This is a genomic window from Planococcus sp. MB-3u-03, from assembly GCF_002833405.1.
GTDB lineage: Bacteria > Bacillota > Bacilli > Bacillales_A > Planococcaceae > Planococcus.
This window is the reverse complement of sequence record NZ_CP025123.1, coordinates 72300-96052: the sequence shown is the minus strand read 5'-3', so window position 1 is coordinate 96052 and position 23753 is coordinate 72300. Positions and strand designations below refer to the sequence as shown.

The 23753-nt window shown below is 38.4% G+C and carries 30 protein-coding genes; 3 read left to right on the top strand and 27 right to left on the bottom strand.

Going from position 1 to position 23753, the window contains the following annotated elements; translation table 11 throughout:
- Positions 1–257 precede the first annotated feature (257 nt).
- A complete protein-coding gene (locus CW734_RS00470) occupies positions 258–554 on the bottom strand; it encodes a hypothetical protein (protein ID WP_101189021.1) in 297 nt (98 codons plus the stop codon).
- A gap of 306 nt (positions 555–860) precedes the next feature.
- On the opposite strand from CW734_RS00470, the gene CW734_RS00465 reads away from it, so the two are divergent.
- Both CW734_RS00465 and CW734_RS00460 read left to right on the top strand, forming a co-directional pair.
- Complete coding sequence (locus CW734_RS00465) at positions 861–2000, top strand: tyrosine-type recombinase/integrase (protein ID WP_232786989.1); 1140 nt, start codon at positions 861–863, stop codon at positions 1998–2000.
- A 180-nt stretch (positions 2001–2180) separates the two neighbouring features.
- Entirely contained in the window at positions 2181–2516 is a 336-nt protein-coding gene (locus CW734_RS00460) for an AbrB/MazE/SpoVT family DNA-binding domain-containing protein (RefSeq protein WP_101189019.1), read from the top strand.
- 624 nt (positions 2517–3140) lie between these two features.
- On the opposite strand, the gene CW734_RS00455 is transcribed toward CW734_RS00460, so the two are convergent.
- On the bottom strand, positions 3141–3608 hold the full coding sequence (locus tag CW734_RS00455; protein WP_101189018.1) for a hypothetical protein: 468 nt from the start codon (positions 3606–3608) through the stop codon (positions 3141–3143).
- A gap of 2 nt (positions 3609–3610) precedes the next feature.
- Positions 3611–3736 carry a hypothetical protein gene (locus CW734_RS19310; RefSeq protein ID WP_269801443.1) on the bottom strand — a complete coding sequence of 42 codons (126 nt, stop codon included), beginning with the start codon at positions 3734–3736 and terminating at the stop codon, positions 3611–3613.
- A gap of 468 nt (positions 3737–4204) precedes the next feature.
- Here CW734_RS19310 and CW734_RS19305 point away from each other — a divergent pair, with 468 nt between their 5' ends.
- A complete protein-coding gene (locus tag CW734_RS19305; protein ID WP_269801442.1) occupies positions 4205–4336 on the top strand; it encodes a hypothetical protein in 132 nt (43 codons plus the stop codon).
- A 150-nt stretch (positions 4337–4486) separates the two neighbouring features.
- On the opposite strand, the gene CW734_RS00450 is transcribed toward CW734_RS19305, so the two are convergent.
- From CW734_RS00450 to CW734_RS00340, 24 genes are all read right to left on the bottom strand, one after another.
- Positions 4487–4813: a hypothetical protein gene (locus CW734_RS00450; protein WP_101189017.1), complete on the bottom strand. Its 327-nt coding sequence runs from the start codon at positions 4811–4813 to the stop codon at positions 4487–4489.
- Positions 4814–4840: 27 nt separating this feature from the next.
- Entirely contained in the window at positions 4841–4981 is a 141-nt protein-coding gene (locus CW734_RS18125) for a hypothetical protein (protein ID WP_157824096.1), read from the bottom strand.
- A 56-nt stretch (positions 4982–5037) separates the two neighbouring features.
- A complete protein-coding gene (locus CW734_RS00445) occupies positions 5038–5361 on the bottom strand; it encodes a hypothetical protein (protein ID WP_101189016.1) in 324 nt (107 codons plus the stop codon).
- A 37-nt stretch (positions 5362–5398) separates the two neighbouring features.
- On the bottom strand, positions 5399–6136 hold the full coding sequence (locus CW734_RS00440) for a thermonuclease family protein (protein ID WP_101189015.1): 738 nt from the start codon (positions 6134–6136) through the stop codon (positions 5399–5401).
- A gap of 199 nt (positions 6137–6335) precedes the next feature.
- Positions 6336–6596 carry a hypothetical protein gene (locus tag CW734_RS00435; RefSeq protein WP_101189014.1) on the bottom strand — a complete coding sequence of 87 codons (261 nt, stop codon included), beginning with the start codon at positions 6594–6596 and terminating at the stop codon, positions 6336–6338.
- A 126-nt stretch (positions 6597–6722) separates the two neighbouring features.
- Entirely contained in the window at positions 6723–6920 is a 198-nt protein-coding gene (locus tag CW734_RS00430; protein ID WP_157824095.1) for a hypothetical protein, read from the bottom strand.
- A 248-nt stretch (positions 6921–7168) separates the two neighbouring features.
- The gene (locus CW734_RS00425; protein ID WP_101189012.1) at positions 7169–7432 is read right to left on the bottom strand and encodes a hypothetical protein; all 264 of its coding nucleotides are present in this window, start codon (positions 7430–7432) and stop codon (positions 7169–7171) included.
- Between the two features lie 12 nt (positions 7433–7444).
- The gene (locus tag CW734_RS00420) at positions 7445–8287 is read right to left on the bottom strand and encodes a hypothetical protein (protein WP_101189011.1); all 843 of its coding nucleotides are present in this window, start codon (positions 8285–8287) and stop codon (positions 7445–7447) included.
- 162 nt (positions 8288–8449) lie between these two features.
- Entirely contained in the window at positions 8450–8596 is a 147-nt protein-coding gene (locus CW734_RS18120) for a hypothetical protein (protein WP_157824094.1), read from the bottom strand.
- Positions 8597–8612: 16 nt separating this feature from the next.
- Positions 8613–8843 (bottom strand): DUF2325 domain-containing protein, encoded by a 231-nt coding sequence (locus CW734_RS00415; protein ID WP_232786992.1) that lies wholly within the window; start codon positions 8841–8843, stop codon positions 8613–8615.
- Positions 8844–9006: 163 nt separating this feature from the next.
- Positions 9007–9579 carry a response regulator transcription factor gene (locus CW734_RS00410; protein ID WP_101189010.1) on the bottom strand — a complete coding sequence of 191 codons (573 nt, stop codon included), beginning with the start codon at positions 9577–9579 and terminating at the stop codon, positions 9007–9009.
- A 125-nt stretch (positions 9580–9704) separates the two neighbouring features.
- The gene (locus CW734_RS00405; RefSeq protein WP_101189009.1) at positions 9705–10283 is read right to left on the bottom strand and encodes a hypothetical protein; all 579 of its coding nucleotides are present in this window, start codon (positions 10281–10283) and stop codon (positions 9705–9707) included.
- Entirely contained in the window at positions 10280–10960 is a 681-nt protein-coding gene (locus CW734_RS00400) for a hypothetical protein (RefSeq protein ID WP_101189008.1), read from the bottom strand. The genes CW734_RS00405 and CW734_RS00400 overlap by 4 nt, the downstream gene beginning before the upstream one ends.
- 361 nt (positions 10961–11321) lie before the next feature.
- The gene (locus CW734_RS00395) at positions 11322–12149 is read right to left on the bottom strand and encodes a hypothetical protein (protein ID WP_101805039.1); all 828 of its coding nucleotides are present in this window, start codon (positions 12147–12149) and stop codon (positions 11322–11324) included.
- 23 nt (positions 12150–12172) lie between these two features.
- A complete protein-coding gene (locus tag CW734_RS00390) occupies positions 12173–15508 on the bottom strand; it encodes a helicase-related protein (RefSeq protein WP_101189006.1) in 3336 nt (1111 codons plus the stop codon).
- A 93-nt stretch (positions 15509–15601) separates the two neighbouring features.
- Complete coding sequence (locus CW734_RS00385; RefSeq protein ID WP_101189005.1) at positions 15602–16495, bottom strand: ArdC-like ssDNA-binding domain-containing protein; 894 nt, start codon at positions 16493–16495, stop codon at positions 15602–15604.
- Between the two features lie 240 nt (positions 16496–16735).
- Positions 16736–16975 carry a hypothetical protein gene (locus CW734_RS00380; RefSeq protein ID WP_101189004.1) on the bottom strand — a complete coding sequence of 80 codons (240 nt, stop codon included), beginning with the start codon at positions 16973–16975 and terminating at the stop codon, positions 16736–16738.
- A gap of 171 nt (positions 16976–17146) precedes the next feature.
- Positions 17147–17554, bottom strand: a complete 408-nt coding sequence (locus CW734_RS00375; protein WP_101189003.1) for a hypothetical protein — start codon at positions 17552–17554, stop codon at positions 17147–17149.
- 484 nt (positions 17555–18038) lie between these two features.
- Positions 18039–18395: a hypothetical protein gene (locus CW734_RS00370; RefSeq protein WP_101189002.1), complete on the bottom strand. Its 357-nt coding sequence runs from the start codon at positions 18393–18395 to the stop codon at positions 18039–18041.
- Positions 18396–20261: 1866 nt separating this feature from the next.
- Entirely contained in the window at positions 20262–20588 is a 327-nt protein-coding gene (locus CW734_RS00360; protein ID WP_101189000.1) for a hypothetical protein, read from the bottom strand.
- Between the two features lie 35 nt (positions 20589–20623).
- Positions 20624–21616: a DNA cytosine methyltransferase gene (locus CW734_RS00355; protein WP_101188999.1), complete on the bottom strand. Its 993-nt coding sequence runs from the start codon at positions 21614–21616 to the stop codon at positions 20624–20626.
- Positions 21609–22073, bottom strand: a complete 465-nt coding sequence (locus tag CW734_RS00350; protein WP_101188998.1) for a hypothetical protein — start codon at positions 22071–22073, stop codon at positions 21609–21611. Before CW734_RS00350 ends, CW734_RS00355 begins: the two co-directional genes overlap by 8 nt.
- Positions 22074–22116: 43 nt before the next feature.
- Complete coding sequence (locus CW734_RS00345; RefSeq protein ID WP_232786987.1) at positions 22117–22761, bottom strand: XF1762 family protein; 645 nt, start codon at positions 22759–22761, stop codon at positions 22117–22119.
- A gap of 536 nt (positions 22762–23297) precedes the next feature.
- Positions 23298–23747: a GIY-YIG nuclease family protein gene (locus tag CW734_RS00340; protein ID WP_101188997.1), complete on the bottom strand. Its 450-nt coding sequence runs from the start codon at positions 23745–23747 to the stop codon at positions 23298–23300.
- Positions 23748–23753 lie beyond the last annotated feature (6 nt).

The following is a 23753-nucleotide window of genomic DNA, read 5'->3' as shown; positions in this document are numbered from 1 at the left end:
CAATGTTATAATAACTTAATTCATTTTCGAAAAATTTTAAAATTAATTATATTTTCCTCTTTTGATGGATATAAGGGCATCGATTTTTCACAAGCCTAAATCAATCCAAGTGAGGTGTTCATTTTCTTTATCCCAGTAAAGTGTTCAAGCTTAAGATCCCAGTCTATTCGATTCCTATCCAGCATTGTATCTAAAGCTTTTAAAAGTGAAGTTAAGACAATTTTTATTCCTGATCAGTAGCACCCGATTCTATAAACTCAGGTAAACTCATTCCTCGTGCTTTTCCATGAAGAGGTACTCTTTTCTTTGTATGCGTATAGCTTAGGGAAATAATCTATGTCTTCTAAATCGATAAGCGCATCAATATCATAGTCATTTCTACCCTTATCTAACATGACTTTTAAAATCACATTATGCCCTGCTAGCTCGTATATTACTGAGCGATTATTTTCTGTTTTTATTCTTTGTAGATTACTTATATTTCCTGTGCTATAAGCAGTTATATCTTTTTGCAGACTTAAAGGTAAGTTTTTGAAGTATGATGTATATTTCATTTTTCCTCCTTAGATATGCGTAAACTTTTGATTTCTTGAAAATCCTCGTTAGTTAGAATTTGTTAATCATCATTGATAAAACGAATCCCATTTTAAAGAATATAAGTGATTTATTTACAAATTGATCATAACATACTTAATTTAAAAGTAGACTTGTTGTTTGGTAAAATAAATAATATTTATCTTTTATAACTTAAATAAACCACAACAAAGGGACTGTTTGTTGTGGTTAGTTATTGATAAGGGTAAAATAGGTAATAAATATACTTTTGTTTTAACGGATTCTAAAATAAGGAAATGGAGAAAGTGGTGAGCATTTTGCAGGAAATCAGCAAACAGGAATCACATGCAGTAATGGAAATATCGGAAGTCTCGATGATGCAGCTTCAGCAGAAAAAAGATGCGGCCGAAAAAGCGAAGGAAAATCCATTTGCCGATTTTAATGATTTGGAGATTCTCGCCTGGTATATCCACGAGCAGAAACATGCAAACAAAGAGAACGATCGATCGATGCGAACCAAAAAAGAGTACGAAAGCGAAATCCGGCAGTTTATTGCCGCTATCCTGTCCCACACAGAGGCCATAGACGTCGATATTGATGAAATCCGTGGGCAATCCCTTTTCAAGTCGTTAGAATCGCGTCACCTGCGCCGATACCAGGAGTGGTTAATGACCGAGAGCCCATATGTTTTGGAGCGGGGCCCATACAGCCCAGCGACTATTTCCAGAAAGACGACGGTCTTGAAATCCTTTTTCCGCTACCTGTACCGGATCGGTTATATCCAGGACAACATTGCCGATGGGCTGCGTATTGCTTCTGTCCGGAAAGACGACCGGCCGGATCGTGACTTGGGACCGCAAGATGTGGTGAAAGTGCTGCGAGCATTCCAGAACATCAACCATCCGGTCATGTTCAGTATTGTCCTGGTTCTGACGGCTACGGGGATGCGAAACGAGGAATTCTGCAAATTGAAGGTGACCGATGTAAAAAAAGATCGAATCCATGGGGGGTACTATTTAGATGTCATCGGAAAAGGCAACAAGAAGCGGCAGATTCCGTTGAAGCAGAAGGCGTATGATAGCATACGGATGTACCGGTATGCGCGCGGCCTTCCTGCCCTGGGCGATTCTGAATCCGATGCCCCTTTATTCACGACGAGTCGTGGGACGGCATTTTCCCCTTCCTACTTAATTGCTTATATGACGAAAGAGTTGAAGAAAATTGAAACCGAGCTTGAAGGTATCGAAGTGAAACTCACTCCCCATGTATTCCGTCATGCTTTTGCGATCACATCTAGATTAGGCGGAGCGGATTTGTTCGATATCATGCGATCACTTGGCCATGAAAAAATGGAAACCACGATGATTTATTTGGAAAAAGTATTCGAGCGGGAGAAAAATGCAGTGAACCAGTGGGCGCCGGACGCATTAGAGGAGTTTCTCTAAATAGATCGGAGAAATGTTTTTTCTTTTATTTGCTTCAACCCCGTTTGCTTTGACTGTTTTTCGTTCAAATAAAAGACTTTATGATTACAAGTGTTTATTTTAATTCAATAATTTTACTTGTAGAATCCTTACTTTTCCCTTACAATTTATATGTAAGGAAAAAGTAAGGAGGTTTTTGTTATTGATAGAATCACTGCTAAGCTAACAAGTAAGGGGCAAGTAACTTTACCTAAAACCGTTCGTGATATGTTAAAACTAAACTCAGGAGATCATCTTGATTTTGTAATTAATCGCCCCGGGGAGGTTGTTATGAAGAAAAACAGTGAATTAAACTTAGCGAAAGAGACCTCTTTCAACTTGGTCCAATTCTTGATAAATAAGTTTCCGGTTCTAACAATCACAGGGAATGTAGCTTCCGGAAAAACTACCTTTGCAGCGGATCTTTTAATACAAGATTTCTCACAAAACTTTGTCGCTTTATTGAGCCCCGTGATGAACTATATTCGCTCATATTAGGAACCCACATGGAAAATCTATATAACCTTGAGCTTAGAGATTTTAACATGGATTTCTTGAAGGAAAATGCTATTGATTTTCTGGTGATTGATGAATTTTCATTTTTAATGCAAAAGCGATAAAATAACTGAGTATTTGTCAGATTTCGTCAATGGTGGACTTCGTATAATTATTATTTCGCAAAGCATCGATTCGCCGGTACGTACTGAACTAGGAGAACACTTTAATTTACATTTAGAGAGAAATGAAGTTGGGACTTCTACAAGTGTTGACCATTTCGCCGAAGAAAAAGGCCAACTATTTAGCAAACAGCTACTGAAGGTAAATTTATAAATCTAAAAACCAGGAGCTCATGCACCTGGTTTTTCTATCATTTACTTCATTAGTCCAGTTCTTAATGCGGAATATAAGCTAATAAAATTTCCGCTTGAAAGAGATGATATTTTATAATTTCCGATATTTAAATCTTGCACCTTCTTTTGGACGGTAAATAAACATCGCAATAATGGTTATGGTATTTAGCTACCCAACTATATTTGCTCTCGATTTTTGGGTCATCAGAGTACTTTTCAAGCGCGGCTTCAATTTTCTCTTTATGTGTCATGACCATATCAAGATATTTAGCTACAGGTAAGCCATCATAAAAAGGTCTTCTATATAATAAAGGTAATTTATAAAATAGATATTATCTTCTAAGTCCAAGAGTAATTGTTCTGATTGTGGGGCATGACTTCCTCCATAAAACTGTTTTATGTATACGCCCATTAAAGCAGCCACCGTGTTGCTTATAGCAATGCGTGGATGAATCGCGTAAATACTTTCTAAGTCATGAGCCTCTAAAAGCGCTGGGCCAAAGGCGAAAGTATCATCACCGTAATAATCACCTAATGATGTTCCTCCTCGCACAAAATACCCATTCAGAGTCATGTTGAGTTGAAATTCACTTATACTGGTTATGATATTTCCGAGCTGCCCTTCCCCGTCTTCATAACGAGGGTAAGCTAGCACAATATTATCGGTAAAAGCTTTAAAGTTTGCTGATGCATTTAGTTTCTTGATTTCTGTATAACAATCACTAAGCTGGGAATGCAAATCTAAAGGACTTGTGCCTGCTCTTCTTTTGGCGTACTTCTTATATATTCAGAAAAACCTAGAATGTCTGCAAAGCAAACAAACGACTCTAATAATTCAGGATTGTGTGGATCATATTCCGGATACATAAAACCACTCCTTTTCAAAACTCATATACAAATATAGTACCTCAATATTCTGCTTATTAACATTACCGATGACATCATACAGATTTTCTATTTGACCTTCATTAAATAAAGTCATTCCAACTATTATTGTAAATCCTTTTTATACCTCTATTATTAAACTGACAGAAGTTAGAAAAATAGGAGGATTGAACTTGGAGAAATCGAATGCAATATTGAAGGGCATGATCGCAAAGGAAATATGCTTGAAATTGAATATAAAGGTGTTGATTACAAGGAATTGGCCCATTTTGGAGGTTTGGATCTTCATGTAAACACAACAAAACATTTAATATCCAGCACTTTGGAATCAATCAGTTTTGCCGAAAAGAAGGAGACTTCTTAATTGGAGATAAGGTTGCTGCATTATATTTAAATGAAATAGGGGAATTTTATCGTCATTGCCATTCGAATCCAGATGCCTGGGAGGGAATGTCGAATATCGAAGTTATACAATACTTCATTAAAGAACAGGTATCCGTGAGAGAAGTTGAAGCTATTATCAAGAACGACGAAGAACTGATGGCAAAAGAGCAAGTAGAAAGAGGCGAAGAAGAAATGTAATTCCTGAATGGAGTGGGCGAAGATCAATGAAGTCCAATAGGTATAAATAAGTATGAATATATGTAAAAACCCTGGAGCTTAAAGCTGCAGGGTTTTATAAATATATAATTTGATTTATTGAAAACACCATAACAAGTATAAAGGCGTTTTTTATCGATTTACCTTTTTTTCAACAGATAGGCTTTTATTGATGCGTGATCCTTCGACCGCTCCAACGAAAAGAAGGACGCTAAGCAGAAATAAGGAAATTACTTTTTTTTGAACTTCAATCAGTTGATCAAAGTTTGAGATGACTCCTGGAATCAATAATAATAAAGTAAGTGTCGCTGCAGCTACAAAAGTTGGAAACATGTAAACCCAATATATTCGTTTGATATGACGAATCGAATTCTCTTTGACTTTTTTTAGAGCACTTTCCATCACGAGAGGTAAAAGTACCAAGATTATTATGTTGAAAAGAAACATGCTAATAGACATTTTAAGTTCTCCTTTGGTTTGACTCAGCTACTCTGCCTTATATATTTCCGTTAATTCCTTCTCGCATTCTTCGTCAGACATGTTTTCTACTATAGTTTCGTCCATGCCTATATCTTTAAGGACTTCCCTAGCTATTATTTTGTCAGGCTTATATATTCTGTTTTTCATTTCCTTCTCCCCCCTCCCCCTCAATTCGATTAGAATCTCCTTTTTTTGAAGTAACTCTACGAAGTAGTTTTCTTCTTTTCCTTCGACTGAACTGTTATAGCGTATACGCTATAGGCCAGTAATGGGAGTAACCAGATTGGATAAGTTGTTACGTCAATAGCCATTTGTTCAGGTAAGAGTGCCGCTATTTTATTGGAAATGGATTCCAAATTCAACGCTATATAAGTGGTAATCATCGCCCGAAATATAAAGATAATATGAAGTTGTTCGCTAAATGAAGTTGTGCCTACCGGCATGATGAATGGAGCAGCTAATCTAAGCATGAGTTCCAGCGTAATGATGGTAAACAAGAAAACCTGAGTCCAAAAGATATAGTCCATATGGGTTCACCTCTTATTCGATTTACTTAATAATTTATTACTGGCTATCGAAAGAATCAAACAATGAATCAACCGTTTCACCAAGGAAGTCGTCGGCAGTTTCCTGTGCTTTATTTTTTATATCTTCTCCTATAACTTTTAAGTCGGGCCCCAAACCTACTTCGTTAAAACCTTCCCCTGGAACTGCGTAACCTTCCAGCGACCAGATTCCTATTGATTGTTTGCTAGCGGTATTTTCAATAGCCTGCAATTCGGACAAGTATCGAGTGTTTGGTTCGTACACATAGTGGACCATCGCATAGCCGTTCTCCAGCAGATAATCCTGTACTCGCTTTCCATCCAGATATACATATGCTAAGTACCTATCATATTTGTCCTTTAGGTCACCCTCATCAAATTCTAGCGTAACCGTTTTTCCTATGAGCAAACCTTTCGCATAAGAACTTGCTTCATTAGCATAAGGCATACCCGCTTTCTCACCGACACTCTCTGGAGTATCCACCAGAAGCAATCGAACTGCAATTTCTTCGCCGGCAGTTAGCTGAACACCATCCCTCACTTTTCTATCCTTTGAGATGACAACATTATATGTATCTCCGTCAGCTAAACTACTAATAACACCCGTAATGTCCTCTTCGTTTACTTGCTCCTTGCTTGATTCTGATTTTATCGGAGCATTGTCCGGTTCAGCTGTAGGTACGGTACATCCTGTGAGTAATAAAGCGAATATAGCAACGATAAGAATCTTTTTCCTTTTAGTATCGAAAACCTTCATTTAGGCTCTATCTTTCCCAATTTGTCGAGAATCCTTTGGTAGTCGTTAATGACTTTTTTAGAGAACCTATCGTCTTTATTTCGCTCTTTATAATCGCTAACTATTTTATCTTTCGCGAAGGCCATTTGCATGCGTATTATATTCATTTCGTGAGGCGTCATTTCAATCATAATATTCTCCCTTCCATGAACGAATCTATTTATAGCAAGTCGAAAAAGGTCATCTGCTGCTGCATTTCAGGTCTCTTAGATTCTATGACAGGTGTTGAAAGACTGGGTTTATAGCTAGTCGTCTCTTTGATGATTTCATGAAAAGCGACTCGTTTAATACGGTGGCCATCTTCATCGGGTTTGTCTAGTTCAACCTGGACAGGATAAAATTCATTTTGAATAATATGGAGCACGGTTGCTCGGCCTTCAAAATCGCGGGTTCTAACGTAGACTCTTTCCAGCGGCTGCATATAAGCCCTCCTTTTCAACATTTCAAGCGATAGGTTTAAGAGATAATGAGTTTATACTCTAGATAATCCTTGTATGAATGGAATTGTAATGGTTCCGGAAATCCATTGTATGTTTGTAAGATTTCTTCAAAAGCTTTTGGAAAGATAAAAGTATTTAATGAAGACTATCTGGTTTTCTTTGGTATTTTTCTTCCAAACCGCTGGATCTTTCGGATTTTTATAAGGGATATCCACTATAGAGTCGGCAATATGCCAACTCACGGCTGTAACAAAATCTTTGTGAGATTGTTCTTCAGTAAGAAGCGATTGTTTTGTAAGTTTCATCTGCAGTTCCATCGCGTTATATAAAATTTCGTCTAAAACCTCTCGATCGATGCTTCGCTTAGCGGTTCCAATAAGCCTTTAATTCTGAAGGTCTCTGAAAAACGAGTTGATTTCTATTTGAAATTCTTCAATAAACGAGCTGCTTTGCGAGATTTCAGTAGATTCTGCGATTTCGACCAATGAAGTTTTAGGGGGCTTGAAAAACCTGGTGAGTAAAGTTTTCATTAAAATAGATCTCCTTATCAAAATCAAATTCTGTGCTGCAAAATTCCTGCGGCCTCCAGTTTGTATGACTGTTCTAATAATTCAGATGCCGCCCTTAATAATGGAGAAGTAGATGATAAGCTTTGTTCAAAAAACGCAACTACCAAAGTTAAAAGACGGTTTATAGAGGTTCCAGGCATTGCCTGTTCCAATAGGCATAGGGCTGAGATCGATTCATAATGATTAGGTTCGTATTTTTCTATTAGGAAGAATAAGTAATCTTTGACGTTGGTGTATTCTATTTGCATCGAAACACCTCTTTAGAGAAATTCGATATACTGATTCGATTTAATGACCATTTCAGTAGACTTTTTATCTTTGTGGTAATCGTTCTTTTGAAGGTAGCCATAGGCCAAAACTTCCTTACCGATGAGCTCCGAGTCTTTATAAGTGAAATGGTTAAAGTGTCGATCAAAAACAATAAGGGAGAAATAGCCTTTGTCGGTCTTGCTTAAACTGATATACCATACTCGATCTCGCCTTACGACCCGCTCAATACAACCGTGAACGAAATAAGGGACTTCCTCCGCCTTCCCGCTCCATAAAGCTTCATGCGCTTCAGAATAACTTTGAATTAAATTCGATATGGGGATTTTTTGTCCTTTAACCGAAAGCATGATGCCGGCTAAGATATCAGGACTGACAGTTGTGAACAGTTTTTTTACCGCTTTCAATGAACTTATTGAAGATGGAGTCACTTTGCTAACCTTCAGTGATTCTTCAACTGGTTCGGGCTTTTTCTTCTCTTTGTCGAGTGGATTGCGCTCAATTGTCTTTTTCTCGTAGTCAGGATCAATATCATTCATGCTTAAGCGAATCACAATTTGGCGGGTATTGTTTTCGAGGATACTTTCCTGGTACTCACCCACTTTAGAAACTGTGTCTTGAAATGATAATGGTTTAGCAAACCCACAGTAATCCTTATGAACAGAAGCCCCCTTTCCGCTAGTTTTAAAATGAGCATTTAAACTGGCGGTGCCGCGAACAAAAAAGACTGGAACTTTACATTTCTGATCCATGCAGCGAATTTCAATACCATGAATTGATTCATCATAAGCTTCAGCCGAAACAATCTGATTTCCTGATACAAGAGCAGAGTGCATTTTTATCCCTCCCTGTTTTTCCTGTTTTCTTCTAAAATGCTGTGTGATTCCCTACATTGTTCTGTACAGAAATTAACGTTGGTATCATCAATATTTAAAACGATGAATTGTCTGCCACAACCAATGCATTCTTTGCTCAAAGTCTTACTCATAATTAGCCTCCTAGAAAAGCGCTATAATATTTGCTTCAATTGCTGGTGCTTGTTCCATGACAGAAGTTGAAGTTTGCCAGTACATAGCAATTCCGGCTATAGCGATGGATATTACAATTGTCGATATTACTGATCGTGACTTATATACTTCACGCAAAATGTCTCCTCCTAACTTAAGCTGCTCCCAGTTTACCCAATCCTGCAGCAATGGCTCCTGAAGCACCGAATCCGTTTGTATGGAAAACGACTTTTGTATCGTATTCTTTACACAGATCCTTAACTTGATACATAGTTTCGTGCATGAGTGCATCACATAAAACGACAACACAATCCGCGTTTTTTACGGATTTGCGAAAAGCGTTCTTCACTCCGCCATTCCGTACTTTTCCTGGATGAAATAAAATGTTGCAATTTTGCTTTTTCCAATCTTCATGAATGTCTGTTCTTGGCTACCGCCCACGATAAACAAAGTGCTTTTTCATCATCAACACGTCCTTTTTTTTTATAAATTAATAATATAACGTTATATTTATAATCAACTAAATTTATCTATTTCTTTTCACGTTCCTAACTTGTGGTTGATGATGGGCAGGAACGACAATTGTTTTTGATTTGATTGAGTTTTGTCTCGATTTCATCAATAGAGAGATCTACCACTTCGCTCATTTCTTCGAAGCTAAATCCTTTTGAATGCATAGAAAGGATGGTCCACTCCAACTCAAGCTCTTTGTGATTTGATACTTGTTCATTCTTCCTGTGTAAGCTGGTAGGTTCTTTGTATATACCGCCATCCAGAACAAGGTTCATTGCGCTTTTAATTTTTTCTAACGGAGCGTTACGCCGGATGTAACCTTTGACCAATGATCCATTTAATAACCTTTCTCGCGCGTGGGTTTCTTCTTCTTCCACGAAGAGGATTGGGATATCTAACTTCTCGATTTGGAGAAGCTGCTCAACAGTCTCGGTATTTTCTTCATTTAGAAGAATCACGAGAAGTGCTATGTTTTGCCGGTGAGCATCGTCATTTAATACTGAAACAGTTTCTTGATTAACGATGCAATGTTGAGGGTAGTGCTCCGACAGCAGCACTTTTAATCGTTTCTTTTTATTGTCCGTTTTTCCGATAACGTGAATTTCCATCTCATCTCTCCTAAAAAAAAGCGCACCCCTCCAAACCGAACGTAATCGGTTTTTGGAGGGGTGCGCCCTTTGGTTTAAATTGTCTCTCTATTATATCAGAGAAAAGTATGATTGTGAGTGATTTTTTACACTTGAGGGAAAAACCATGGGACCAGTACGGCCAGGAACGTCATCAATATTGCTACGTAGAATAGGTTCTTGGACCATCTATTATATTTAGGATGCTCGATCAGATGATAGTTAAACTTGAAGTCTGCGCTTATGCCAACGCTCATTACAGCCATCATGATGGTCGTAGCACTCAAGAAAGCAACGCCTGCAGTAAAGAGTAAATCAATGTCTTCCGTAGTATTCATGGAAAGCATAATAATCGGAAGCCCACGCATTAAAAGGAGAATCACGAAGGAGGTTAACATCGTCCCCTGAGCGTATTTTTGCCATTGTCCATTTTTAAAGGCGATTGATAAGATCATTACAAGCGTACCGACAACAAACAAAATGGTAAATAGATCAATCGCCCATCCATATAAAGGTGTTCCTAGACCGCCAACGTCGGAGTAGATATTATCCAAAAATGAGTCGGATGATTCTATCGACTTTCCGTTTGGCGGAGAAGGTAATTTAGACATTGCGCTTACGCTGGAGAGCGGTTGCACTAAAAGGATTAACAGCAACGAAGCTAAGAATCCGTATACCTTTTTCATTTTTCCAACCTCTTAATGGTGTGTTTGATTGTTACGTCCTTATTATCCCAAAGGAGTTCACCGGAAAAACAAGGAATTTTTTGATTAAAGCTATATGATTCCTTTGCTTTCATAAATAATAGAGAGCCGAATGAGAGCCAATCCAATCTTGCTTTAGGATGAATGATTGACGGATCTTCTAAAACGATCGCAAAGTCCTCTTCTGAAAGTTCCAGCGCACAATGAAGGGCTTTTAATTCAAACTTGTGGCCAGTCGCTTCTAAATAAGTCACATTTTCTAGGAAGGGCAAAAAGTGCCTAAGCGGACGGCGTAAAGCTTCTTCTGCATTTCGAGAACTTGGGATATCCATATGCATTGCCATCTGCATGTTTTCAAAATCAAATTCTCCGTGCTCGTTTACTTGCAGCGTCATATCCACCTGGCATTGAGCGAAATTGATAAAACGTTTGAAGATTATATTGTATGTACGGATCAACTGTTCTTCCACTTTGCTGAAGTAATTCTCGGAAGCTTTCATTGATTCACGACCAGTAGCATTTATGAAGACATTTTTGGTTTTTGTTCTATATTGGAGTGTTATCTCCTTAAAAACTAATCCCTCTTCACGCATTCCTTGAATAAGGGTAGTTAGTGTATCATTGGTCCAATCATCTTTTCGTAGTTTGTTTTCCATCATCCAATCCCTCCTGATATTCCTATAATTAATAGTAAAGTTAGTCTATTTGGATTACAATGGCATAAGCATTTTTATCCAAAAATGAAACTTTTATATGAGAAAATTTTAAGTTTTTCCACAAAACCACAAATATCTTGTTTGTGGCTCTGTGCAAATACCTAAATCTTTCAAATTTTAGGTGTAATATTTTGATATTTTTATTATTGCAAAGCTGTTAAAAAGTAAATATTTTCTAAATATTTGATAATTTATCTTGAATTAAAAATAAATTATAGGATTTTTAAAAGGTCTTTAGCCTTAACTCTTATATAACACACGGAACAAAGACCTACTTAGTGCAGATCTTCTCCGTATGAATCTATCAAATTGCTTCGTAATATTCTGTGTGTTGATAATCCAACTCTTCCTCGATTTCCAAAGCGAAATCATTTGATTTTTGCTGAAGAACATCGACTTTCATTACATAAAGCTGGTCACTTTCGTCTCTCTCCACTAGCAATGAAAGGATATCCCCTTTATTTGCCTTGCCCAATTTACGTAAGTTTAGCCATGCTCTAGATTCTCCGTCGCTAACATGGATATAGCTCTGCTCATAACCAACGACTTCCACAACCCATAGCTGCTCTCCAACATATCCTTCACCGATTTTATGGCTCGCTTTTGCGGACAATTGCGTGCTCATGCTAACCGGCATTGGTTCTTCTTTCCAATCCTCCATAGTCAAAAACTCAGATTCTTGGATTGCTTCTTTCTTCGAATCAGTTTGTGTATGTTCTGATTCAGCAACTACTTGATCCCACGATACATATTCCTCTGCTTCCATCTCATTTTCATGTGTTGGTGGTGCAGTTTCTATGAATGGAATCACATTATCTTCATTAGAAGCAGCAGGCGCTGGCTCGGATAACGAAGCTAAAGAATCAAAGAAACTTTCGTGCTCAGCAGTCAATTGAGATTCTTCGTAGATAGGTGAAGTTTCCGCTTTCGGGATAGCAGGAGCGGCCACCGGCATTAAAACCGTTGGCTGGTTAAAGCCCCACCCTTTCTTAATATCTTCCTCGGTAAGCTCTTGTTTTGAAGCAATTTCAGCCTGTTCAAAAGTTTTCACCCATTTAGCGTGCTCTGTAAGAACAGTCTCCAAAAGCAAGAGCAAACAACAACTTGTCAATAAAACTATGTGTAAAACCATTTGATATTCCTCCCAAAATTGATTTATCCGAAGAGGTCGAATGCCCATTGGCCTTCTGCAACCTTCTTCTTCGCTCTCTTTGTTTTTGTTTCATGCGTCGTTAACACGATTGGTGCAGTAGGAACGACTTCTTTCTTCTCTTTTTCTTCAGCCACTGACTGAGCCGCTTTCATTGGTTTCGACAAATGGAAAAGAATTGCTCCATCTCCAAAGAAAGCTCTATCCAGTCCGGTCCCCTCTTCTAGATCAACATTTAGTTGGCCATTTTGTAGAGAAAAGCCTGGAATCAAATCTTGCTCAATAAAGCCCAGGTACTCTGCAGCGCCTCGAATGAGAGCAGCTTTAGTAGTTTCGCCTTCAATCTCGAAATTTACCCATTGCTTGAATTGTTCAATAGGCGCAGCCTTTTTCTTTTTACCAATACTCGCAAGAAGTTCTCGAGCCCGATCCGAAGTTTGGTTGATCCATTCCTCTGCAGAACCTTTTAATGCTGTTCCGCCCTTCTTAACTGACTGAATGAGCATCGTTTGAAGGTCTCCTTCGTCTCCGAGCATCGCGCTTAGGCCGTCGGATGAAACGTCTCCATTGATAGCCGCCGTAGCGCGATTTTTTTTGGCAATGAGTTCCGCCATTGTTTCTTGATAGCAGTCTTCATAAGCAAGGTAGAACAAACGACACTCTTGTTCTTGTCCGATTCGCCATGCCCGCTTCGCTGACTGGTTGATTGTGAAGAGCGACCAGCTGAATTGATAGTAAATAAGCGTTGGTGTACACAGTAAATCTAACCCGACTTTCACAAGCTCCTGAGAAACAATGCAAACGTCATATCCTTCTTTCTCAATTTTCTTCTTGAGATAGTCTGATCGATTATTTGTTTTAGTCGATGAGGTATCTAACACAAACACCTTCGCACCGATTTCTTCTAGTTTTTGCTGAAGTCGAGGACGTACATCACGCTCAGCTACTGAAGAACCTGTGTCTTTGACATAAACAATCGATTTACGTCCTTCTGCCATTTCTGATTGAATGATTTCTTGTAGCTTCGCTTCTTTGGGCAAGGTAATGGACGGATCTAAGTGACGAGCTTCCCATATGAGCTCTCTTTCACCCTCGATATTCTTAGCCACTGCATCCGGAAAATTAAATGGATTATCAGGATAGGCAATGCCATAATCCGTCATTCGCATGTAAAGCTGATTTCCGTTATCCCAAGAATCTATAGCGTGCTCAAAGCTCCAAATCATTTCATCATAATGAGATTTCATTTCCTCTGTCATTGGGACAAAAATAGTCGGCGTATCTACCAAATCAACCGGATCCGGCCATACATCTTTTAAACGGACATTGATTACATTTTGAATTAGAAACTGTCCGTAAATGAAAGGGGAAATACCAGGAACCACTTTTTTAGTTGAGCGCCGATCACCGCCACGTGAATTAGTATTGCTGTACTCACTCGATTCACCTTTTGAAGCATAAGTTGTCTCTTCGATGTTTCCATACTCTTCATTGAATTTTGTTACCTCTTCATAAGAGAATCCACTCGAAGCCATATCGTTCGGGAACATACGCCAGAGCAAAAAATAGACATCTTCTGCTTTTCCACCGAATAAAGTTCCGGTACCGGCGACAATCTTTTTGGATGCTTGCGACAGGGATCCTAAAGCATTTCCTTGCGCAGTCATTCCACCCTTCAGTTCATGAACTTCATCGACTAGTGAAATATTAAAGAAATTGTTCATTTTCCGTCGAATATATTCAATAGCAGCAATTCGTCTTGGCATTCCAGTAGCGGATCCAGGTTTCTGCTGAGTCGCTTGAAGGTGATTGATATAATTCGGATTATTTTGCTGGACGGCATGAAGAATTTTTTTCTCATGAGAAGTCCACTCTTTAAATCCGTTATATCGAGTTACCACTTTCTTCGACCACAAAGAATCACCGCAATGGTAGCAAAATGCATTTGCTGGTGAAGCCCCGTTATTAAGTCGTCTGGAAGTGCCAAAATCACTGCTTTCCATGTTATGTGTAATCTTAGTCACTTCTTCATAGCCGTCTTCGTTGATGTGCGTTTGCTCATCTTCAACGACTTGGTGAGGAAGCCCGCAAGAATTACAGAAATAACCCGACTCGGCATTCGCGCCCTCTTCCATCAATTTCGGCTTCTTCCGGTGCGTGACAGCTGGTACCGTTCTTGCATCGCCACGCATAGTCGTAAACGAAATGATAAAGAAAGTAGGCTTGGTAGGTTTCTTTTGTCCGTTTCTCAACCAGTCTCGGTGATAGCGTATTAAGTCAGCACTCTTTTCAATAACGTGAACTTCAGCATCGGGCAGGATTTCTTTTATCTCAAGCGGCCACTTCTTCGTTAAAGAAGGTGGACACATCAACGCTGCATGGTAGCCTTTTTTCCCTTTAAGAGAATGATAAGCATCAGCAATGGCAGTCATCATTGAGGACTTCCCTGTAGACATCTCTCCTTGAATTACCACGGCTTTTTGCTTCTGTAGTCGCTTGGCCACGGCTGTAACGCTGTGCCCCTGGACTGGAAACAGTTCCCGAGGATAAGTCAGTGTACTCGGTAATACAGGGTCGTGTATCGGATTGTGGGTAGGTTTAAATCGGTCGGAAAGTTTCTGGACCATCGGCTCATTGTATTCCATGAGATAACCGGTTAGATCCGCAATATCCTTGACCTTCTCACCACTTCCGCTCTCCGGAAACTGTAAACGCCTTTCCTTAATCATTCGCTCAATAAAACGGTCGGCTGCTTCTTCTTCTAAGTTGATGGAGAGAAGAGATAAACCATCTTCAAATAGTCTCTCGTCGTAATAAATGTCATGCTTGACCAGATGCTTTTGAAGCATCAGTTCATCTAAAACCGGCTGTTCCCATTCAGGTAAGATATGTAGACCGAAAGTGGAACCGCCGAGCAACTGTGAAACCTCAGAAACCGGATTATTATTGAATGCCAGGACATACTCGGAATTGTTTAATACGGATTCGTGAACGATAGCGAGTGCTTTTCTATTTTGGCTAAGGGTCATTGGAAACTTGGTGTACTTCCCTTTTTCAGAAGCTAAAGATTTTTCGCCTTTAAATTCAAAACCGATAGATGTTTTTTCACCATATCCGAATCGAATACCGCTTCTGGTGCCAATGTCGATTGCTGCTTTAAGTGATTGTAATGCTGAATCACTGCCACTAACGATCGTAAATAGTATTTTGTCTTCTCTTCCATAACCCTCTACTTTCTCAAATGCCAATGCGTAGCAAAATACTTGATGCCACGCTTGATTCACATAGATTTCTAATAGCTTTGGGTTTTCATCACTCTCTAAACGATAGGTATTCTTCATTGATAGTTTCCTCCCTGAAATAAAAAATACCGATTGGCTGGTTGGTTGCTTTGTCGGCAACATTTCAGTCAATCGGCTGTGTCTCTCATCTAATTAAGATGCTTGATTTTGAAGTTCTTTTGTCTCTGCAGCTGGAGTCGGAAGGCTTGTGGCGATCCGTTCAATATCCGCAATAATAGCAGATGCTGCTTTTTGCATGATGGTTCCGTACTTCATTAAGGATTTTCCGCCATCTCCGGACCATCCATTTACATACTCAAATGAATAATCAGAAGTGTCTAATCCAAAGTAGGAACAAACGATAAACGCTACACCTTCTGCAACGCATTCCCGCTCTTCTTGTGTCGAGTTATCATTGCGATGCAATTGAGAGTGAACATATTCGTGTACCATCGTTTTCGCTTTGTGGTTCACTGTTAGTTTTGGATCGATGACGATTTGATGGGAGGATGGTCTGTAATAGCCATTTGCACCATTCGCAAACGCAACCTCCACACTACAATCATCTTCTTCAGCCAACAGCTTAACCCAGGCAAAAATAATTTCTGCTTCATCCGATTCGCCTTCAAGTTTCAAGCGTACATCGTCAATTGGCAGTGGTTCGCCCTCTGTTTGAGAAATATCAAAAACAGGACAGCTCATATAGCCGATTAGTTTTTGTTCCTCAAGACCAGTGATTTCATCTTTCTCCTTTTTAAAACGCGGCGCTAGTACACGAAGAGATTTTTCACCTTTTCGAACGCTGCGACCGAGTGTTTTCCAATGCTTGAAGCTCGCAACATAAGAAGCATTCGGCATTTGGGCTTGGATCAGCATCGTGTTTCGGAATGTGTAGCTGCGAAACATCGCTTGCATCTTCAATAAAGCTTTAAATTTTTCTGGATTAGCCTCGAAGCTCTTTACACCATTGTCTAAAAGACTGAGTAGGTGGTCGACCTCCTGTTTCTTTTCATCGGCAGATTTTTTTACGAACCCTTTTTTCGCCATTTAATACACCCTTTCCTAAAGATTTTTTACCTCTCTCTTTGTGAGAACGCAAAAAAGCCCCTAGGTTGATTAGTCAGCATAGTAAAAGATACTATGGTTCAAATCAGCCCAGAGGCTTTGTTTATGTCGTCACCGTCGGAACGTGAATACGTTCGACAAAATTAAAAGAAGAGAAAAGTTATAAGCTAAGTATAGCGTAAAAGTTTTGACAATACCATACGTTTTTACCGGCGGGAGCGGTTATTGAGCTGCTTGGTGAACAATGCCCTTCAACTCAAAACCTTCTGCCAAAGCAGTCGAAAGAATGCTGCCCGCCCCCTTTAGACAATCGGCTTCTCCGAGCGTGCGAACCCATTCTGATTCGTGATCAATCACAATGACTTCTATTTTAGGCTCATTCGCCTCTTGAACTAAAACATACCCAAATTCTTTTTCCCCTACTTTTACTGCACATACATAATCAGCTGGTTTCTTTTCCATCTCTTAACCTCTCCTTTCAAAATAAAAAAAGCTCCTTGAAGACACTTCTCCCTAAAGGGAAAAATGCTCCAAAGAGCTTGGGTGGTTCAATCCAGCGGACACCGATGTGTCGCTAATATGATTTTATTATAGCAAAAAAAATATAAGTTGCAATGTGCTTTTAAGGTTCACTTATTCTAATGCCTCTTTTAAAGTCGCGGTATTTTCTTCATCCGCTTCAAAAAAATTTTCGCTACTATCCATCAAGATAGCCCCACCATCTGGTTGCATCCACAAATAATACTGGAAGACAGATACTGAATTGTCAGATTCATAAAGTTCAAAAAAAGTTTCTGGCGGTTCAGACAACGTACGATCTGGACGCTCTATACTATCTATTTGGTCAACAACTTTCTTAACTTCTTCGATATTACTTTCATCAGTAATTTCATTTGTAATCTCGTGACCTTTAATTACTACCTCTTGTTCGTTATCGGTATCTTCAACTGTCGGCTCTCCAACCCGGATTACTTCTTTGACTGCTACATCCTGCAAAATAATAGAGACTAAAAGAAGTGCAAGAACATGTAATGGTCGCATAACACAAATCCTCCTTCAATTTGTTAAAATTTCTTTTATTGTAAAATTAAGAAAAGTTAACTTACCTGAAATTTACTTTATAAAGAAACAAAATGCAAGGAGTTTTACACCCCTGCATTCTTATCTTATTTATCTATATGAGATTTTGATTTCATCATTTACCCATAATACTTTGTTCTATAGTTAGTATCGATAACACGGCCTGTACATGACTTCGTTGTGACTTTATAATAGTGCTTTTGAATATCAGCTTGAATGTATGGACGTGATGGAGTATAGGAATTTTTAGTGTTAACGTAGTATCCGCTACCTGCCGGAGAATACGATAAACCAATATTACCGTAAGTACCGCCTACTGAAACCGAAACCGAAACTGAACCATTTGAGAAGTAGTATCCGCTAACTTCTCCAAGTTGAAAAGTCAGGATGATACATAATAAATTTATTATATTCCACAATAGATCTACTTATCGTAGTAATTGTGTTATAGCTTCCACACATCTTGAGTAGTAAACATCGATTCCTTTGAAGAACCTTTTGAAGTGCTGAGGAATGTTGCGATAACATCTCCATCAACGATAATTTCTGTATCTGTCATTTCAAAATCATCAATAGGTTTTGTTTTGTACTTCCGTCCATTAGCATCTTTATTGGTAGAGATTATTTTTCGGGAAGTAAATACCTGTCTCTTCGTCAACTTTGAAATGTAACTGTCATCCAAAACTACCAAGTCGTTTGTAGAATTCTTGGTTACGGGTTCGCTTTGGCTAGCCGCACTTGTCATAATTGGAAAATGAACCCGAAAACCAAAGCAAACGTGAATATAGATAAAACTTTTCATCAATAAACCTCCTTATTTTTGTACACTCCAATTGTACATAATATTCTGAATCCTTGTATTGTGAAATTAAAGTTAAATATTAGCACCTTAATAGCCTTATTTTGGGGACTTGTGCAAGTCTGACATCTAAGGAGCTTTATTTTATACTAAAAAGACCCCCTTTTCAGAAGTCCCATAGTTTCATTATTTCACTGATTTTTCCATTTTATGGACCTCTTAGTTTGCTGGTGGATTTTCTTCATCTAATAAAGGAACACCAACATCATGTGGGGCACCATGCTGTGCTTGTGAATCTGCACCTGTAGACATAGAACTGCTGATATAAAAAGTCATTAATAGTAGAACAAGAATTTTTCATAATATTCCCTTCTTTCGCTACTTTTTTATCGAACATGAATATTTTCATGACCTATTATCGCTTCTTGAAAATATAAAGCAGATTTTTGTACAGCATCTTCTTATTAAAATAATTACCAATGATTTTAGAGTAAGTGGTTAGGTGATTCCATTTTTATTTTCTTTAGAAAACAAAAATGTTTTAGTGCAAAAAGTTCCCAGTCAGAATCGTTATCTAATATAAACTGTCTATAAAATTCAATTTCTAACTCTTGTATTTTGATGCTTCAACTTTGTTCAATAAAATGATACCTCCTCAATCCACTTTTGCATGCTGATATTTCATTTTGTTCATAATTGTAGGTTATAAGAAGAATCAGTGTAGTAAAGTAACTTGAGTCATAGAACTTTTTCTTATAGTCAAGACTAATTTTCAATGTTTAATGGCAGCTCCTATTTCTCGCCGATGGAGTAAACTAGCGATGTTGTGTTCAATAATTCCGAGTATCTTATAATCTTGCCTTTCTTTAAGAAAGGTTCTTAGCAAGATTGTAATGCTTTTAAGGCGACATCGGTATTTAAGAGCCGACTATTTCCAATACCAATTTGAATGTGTGCTTTGAGCACAGCTTTCCAATCGGTAATGATCTCTAAAACCGCCAAAGAAGATTCTGCAAAGCTTAAGTTATTATAATCATTTCTGAGATTAGACAACACTAAGCTATATAAGTAATGGGTATCGGCCTTCTCTAATTGGAAAATGATTGGAATTATACAACGATACAGAAATTGCTAGGTGTTCATCTGCTCTGTGTAGTCTCCCGTAGCATAGAAAAGTTCCCCAAATGCTTGTAATAGAAAAAAGTTCTCAAATTAAATTTTCAGTTAATTCAGCTAAAACTATAATGAGTTTTTTATGTCTGACAACTGCTTGGCAATAATACAAAATCGTACTAATTTAACTTGATATTCTAATAGGAGGTCTACTTCTATGACTTTAATAAGTAAATTTTCGAGCTTTTCTTTTATCAAAGTTGCCTCTTCGAGATTATTAAATAGTAATGGCTTTTCCCAATCCATTAATAATTTTATAAACTTTCGATTTTCTATCTCTGCATTGGTTCTTTCTAACCTAACTTTTCGAACAAGAGATTATATGTTTCTGGTGCAGGTTCGACTAGATCATTTTCAATTTTTGAATAATAGGAAGTCGAAACGATGCCCTCAAAGGACCTGCTCTTGATTTAGCCCCTTTTTCGATGATATTTTAGTAATGCTCCATCTTTCACACTAAGACCCCCATTTCGATAATATCACGAAATTTCAAATAATTGGGCATTTATCAATTTAAATACTATTTATTTACTCTGTCTACAAGATATATCAAAAAATGTCCCAAAGAAAAGGTCTATTGGGTCTATATCCCCCTATACATTTACTTATTATTTATAGTTAAATGTCTATTAGTCTCAATACGACCTTTGTGCATTAAAAAAAGGCTTTGCTAAAAAGCAAACCCTTTTTTAAAGTTTATGAAAATAGACTAATTTGTTCGAATGTCATCTCGATAATCGTTTTCTGATTTTTTATAGGTCTTCGAATCATTGCTGGTGGAAGAATCATAGTCCGGAAATGAATTTCCGATCCTCTTACTTCCTGAATGACATCTTCCTCCCAACCTCGACCGGTTTTTCGTTCTACTAAATCTCCTTTTCTATATCCCCAATCTATTTGGTTAGAGAGCTCAGTCATTCGAGGGACATATAGATTTCTCTCTTCCAGGTTTCCACTAGCAGCTAACTCTTTCATCAATTTACTGGTTTCACGATACTCTCGAATTAACTCTTCATTTTTCATCATCTTTTCTCCCCAATCGTTTTAATATCTCCCTATTACACCAATTGCAACTGCTCATGCGGCTCAAAGGCAAAGAACGGTTCCTTATGCTGCTCGTTTAACAGAACGTCAAATATGGCCTCTAAAACGTTCACGACGATGCTGTTGCCGGCTAGTTTATATAAAGTTGCATTTCGCTTCCCTGGCTTCATTGGATACTCTTTCAACACATTGTCGAAATCATCATCACCAAAGCCCATCAGACGCCAGCATTCCCGCTCCGTTAAATAGCGGTACGGACCATCATCGTTTTTAATGATGCCGGCGTTTGGGCAACGATCTTGTCTTGTGCTAATGGTCCAACAATGCGTATCAATTACATCGAGGAATCGATAATTCATATCCTCTGTAGCAAACTCACGGATTCTGTTCATCATAGACGGGACAGAAATTTTATACTGATCGCCTATTACTTTAGATTCCAGGAAGTTCTTAATATCCGGAGCGGGTTTCTTTTTCAATTTGGAGAAATCAAAACAACCGCTGCCGAGTATCGAAATAGTAAATACACGTTCTCTTTTTTGAGGAATCCCAAAGTCCATCGCATTTAAGACTTCAAAGCTATTCGTATAGCCGAGCTCTCTCATACGTATGAGGTACTTATTGAAGGAGTGAATCATGTCTTTATCTAATACACCCTTCACGTTTTCCCAAATCACATAGCGCGGCTTCCAATTCCCCATATTCTCGATAATTTTCAATGTCTCCCACATTAGCGAAGAACGCGTTTTGTCTTCCCCATTTCCGCCTAGTCGTATTCCTGCTCTGCTGAAGTCCTGACACGGAGATCCGTGAATCAGTACATCTGGCATTAGATTGTAATTCACCACAGTCTGCGGCTTATATCGCGGGTCATACAATGCGTTGTAAGCTCGTACTGCCTTTTCATCTATTTCCACGTAATCAATTGCCTTATGGTCGATCCCCATATTGATTAATGCTTTTCTTGGAGCGCCAATGCCACCGAACAGTTCGAGAATTTTAATCATTGGAATCACCTCTCTTCTCTGAAGACAGGTATTCGATGACTTCCATTTCAACAAACCGTTCGTTCATACAATCGGAAATCTTTAACCGGATTGGAGTTTGGCTTATACGAGCTTCACTTAGTCGCCCACATGCATTTATCCAATGTGTCTTAATGTCTCTCTTTGGAATGGCATTGCTAATGGCCCGAACGTAAGTTGACCATATTTCTACCCGCTCCTGTCGCTTCTCCGGAGTAAGGCTTGAATACTTCCCTTCCGTTGGTGACAACAAGTCCGCTGGTATCAATCCGATCACTTCGCATTGCTGCAATCCAGGCATATACTCGACCGCCTGCCAATCAGCAAGGTCCGGGTGGAATGTCGTTTTTGAATGTTCTTGGAAAATGACATTCTTAGGTTGTTCTTTTTTAACTTTTTCTCCCTCAATTGCATCTAGAAATTCAAATAGTGAATACATAGCTAATCTCTCCTTTAGATTTAATAAAAAAAGCACCTCACTTTTAGCTGATCTGTAATTCCCACAGATACTTCGCTTCAAGCGGATGCTTATTTTCTCTCTGACGGCTTGGAGAATTCCAGGAACCGCCTTTACTGATATGTTTGCGTTTAAAGTTCGCTGCCTTCATCGACGTTCCCGATTCGTTTTCTAAGGTGTAGGTAATGATTCTTTCATAACCCATTGCCTGTGCTACTCGGTAAACGGCTGCATAGAGCTTAGTGATTCCGTTTTTGTAGACTTCTTTGACACAGCAACGAGTGACTTCAAGAGTCAGACCATTATCTTGCATACGCGAAACCGGCCTACCCGCAATGATTACGCCAATCACAATATCTCCATCGTATAAAGCGATAGAAAATTTATGACCTTGCGGGGAAATGTGGTGCCGATGATGAGTATTTACAAATTCGCATGCCTCTCTCAATGAAATAGGCGGGGTTTTGTACTTTAGTCTCTGATAACCGTATTCTTTACCATACCTCTCCGCTTGTTCTCGGGAGCGGCAACAATCTGTAAGGACTTCATAATCGTCACGGTGTAAAATCCAACGATTATCGTGGTCAATGTCTTGATCGGCTAATACGATATAGTGATTTGTGGATTCTTTATAGAAAACCCAATACCATTCGCTTGTTTTCTCAACCATATTTTTCTCTCCTGTCTCTCTGTAACTACTTAATAGCCTCTTTGAATGCTGAAAGTCGTCATCTTTTGATAGAGATATTCCATGATGAAATTTTCGGCATCTTCATAAGAAGAAGTTTTCGTCAAAGTCGAATAACCTTTAACAAGTAGGTCTAGTTTCTTTTTCCGTCCTTTTCATCATCAAAGGCGACAATAATATAATCATTGGTTCTCGCACGATAATACACTGAGTAGTTTCCTTCATTCATAACTTCATCTCTCCTTCTAATAGAATTATTCAATATACTTTCCTCCGATCTACGAATGCGGCACCTAAAAAGTCTGCAGAAACGCAAAAAAGCCCCTGGGGTGATTGGTCAACACAGCTAAAAAGCTATGAATCAAATCAGCCCAGAGGCTTAAATAAAGTCGTCACCTGCGAAACCTAAAAGGTTTGCAAAAATAAATCAAAAGAAAATGTATGAGTTTATTATATCAAAGCTGTTGAAGAAAACAATCTTACAAAATTACACACTCTCTGTGACGCTTCTTCATGAACTAATATAATTCGAGTTCATCTTTTTCAAGGTTGTTAACTTCGTAAGGATTGTTTAGCCTTTTCAGCTCAATAACTTCATCATCCCTTGTGTTTCTATTTCGATTAATTTCATTTCCTACAGGGTTCAACAGATTTATAAACATTTTTTCTACCATACATCTTTCTTTTTTCAAGGTCTTTTTAGTGAAAGGAATTACCTTTATCTTGGTTATTACAACATTATCCCAGTTATTATGTTGATTCAAATGAGCCTTCAAACGACCATTCGTCCTAGCAGACTCACCCACATATAAAACTATGTCTTCTTTATCATATAAAATATAGATACTTTCCAATGTCTCAGGTATTTTATTGAAATTGAAACCTTTATAAAACTTATCACGGTATCTATTATTCTCTTGGTATTTCTCCATCTTTTCTAAAAGCATTGCATTTTCTTCAGATAACATACCTGT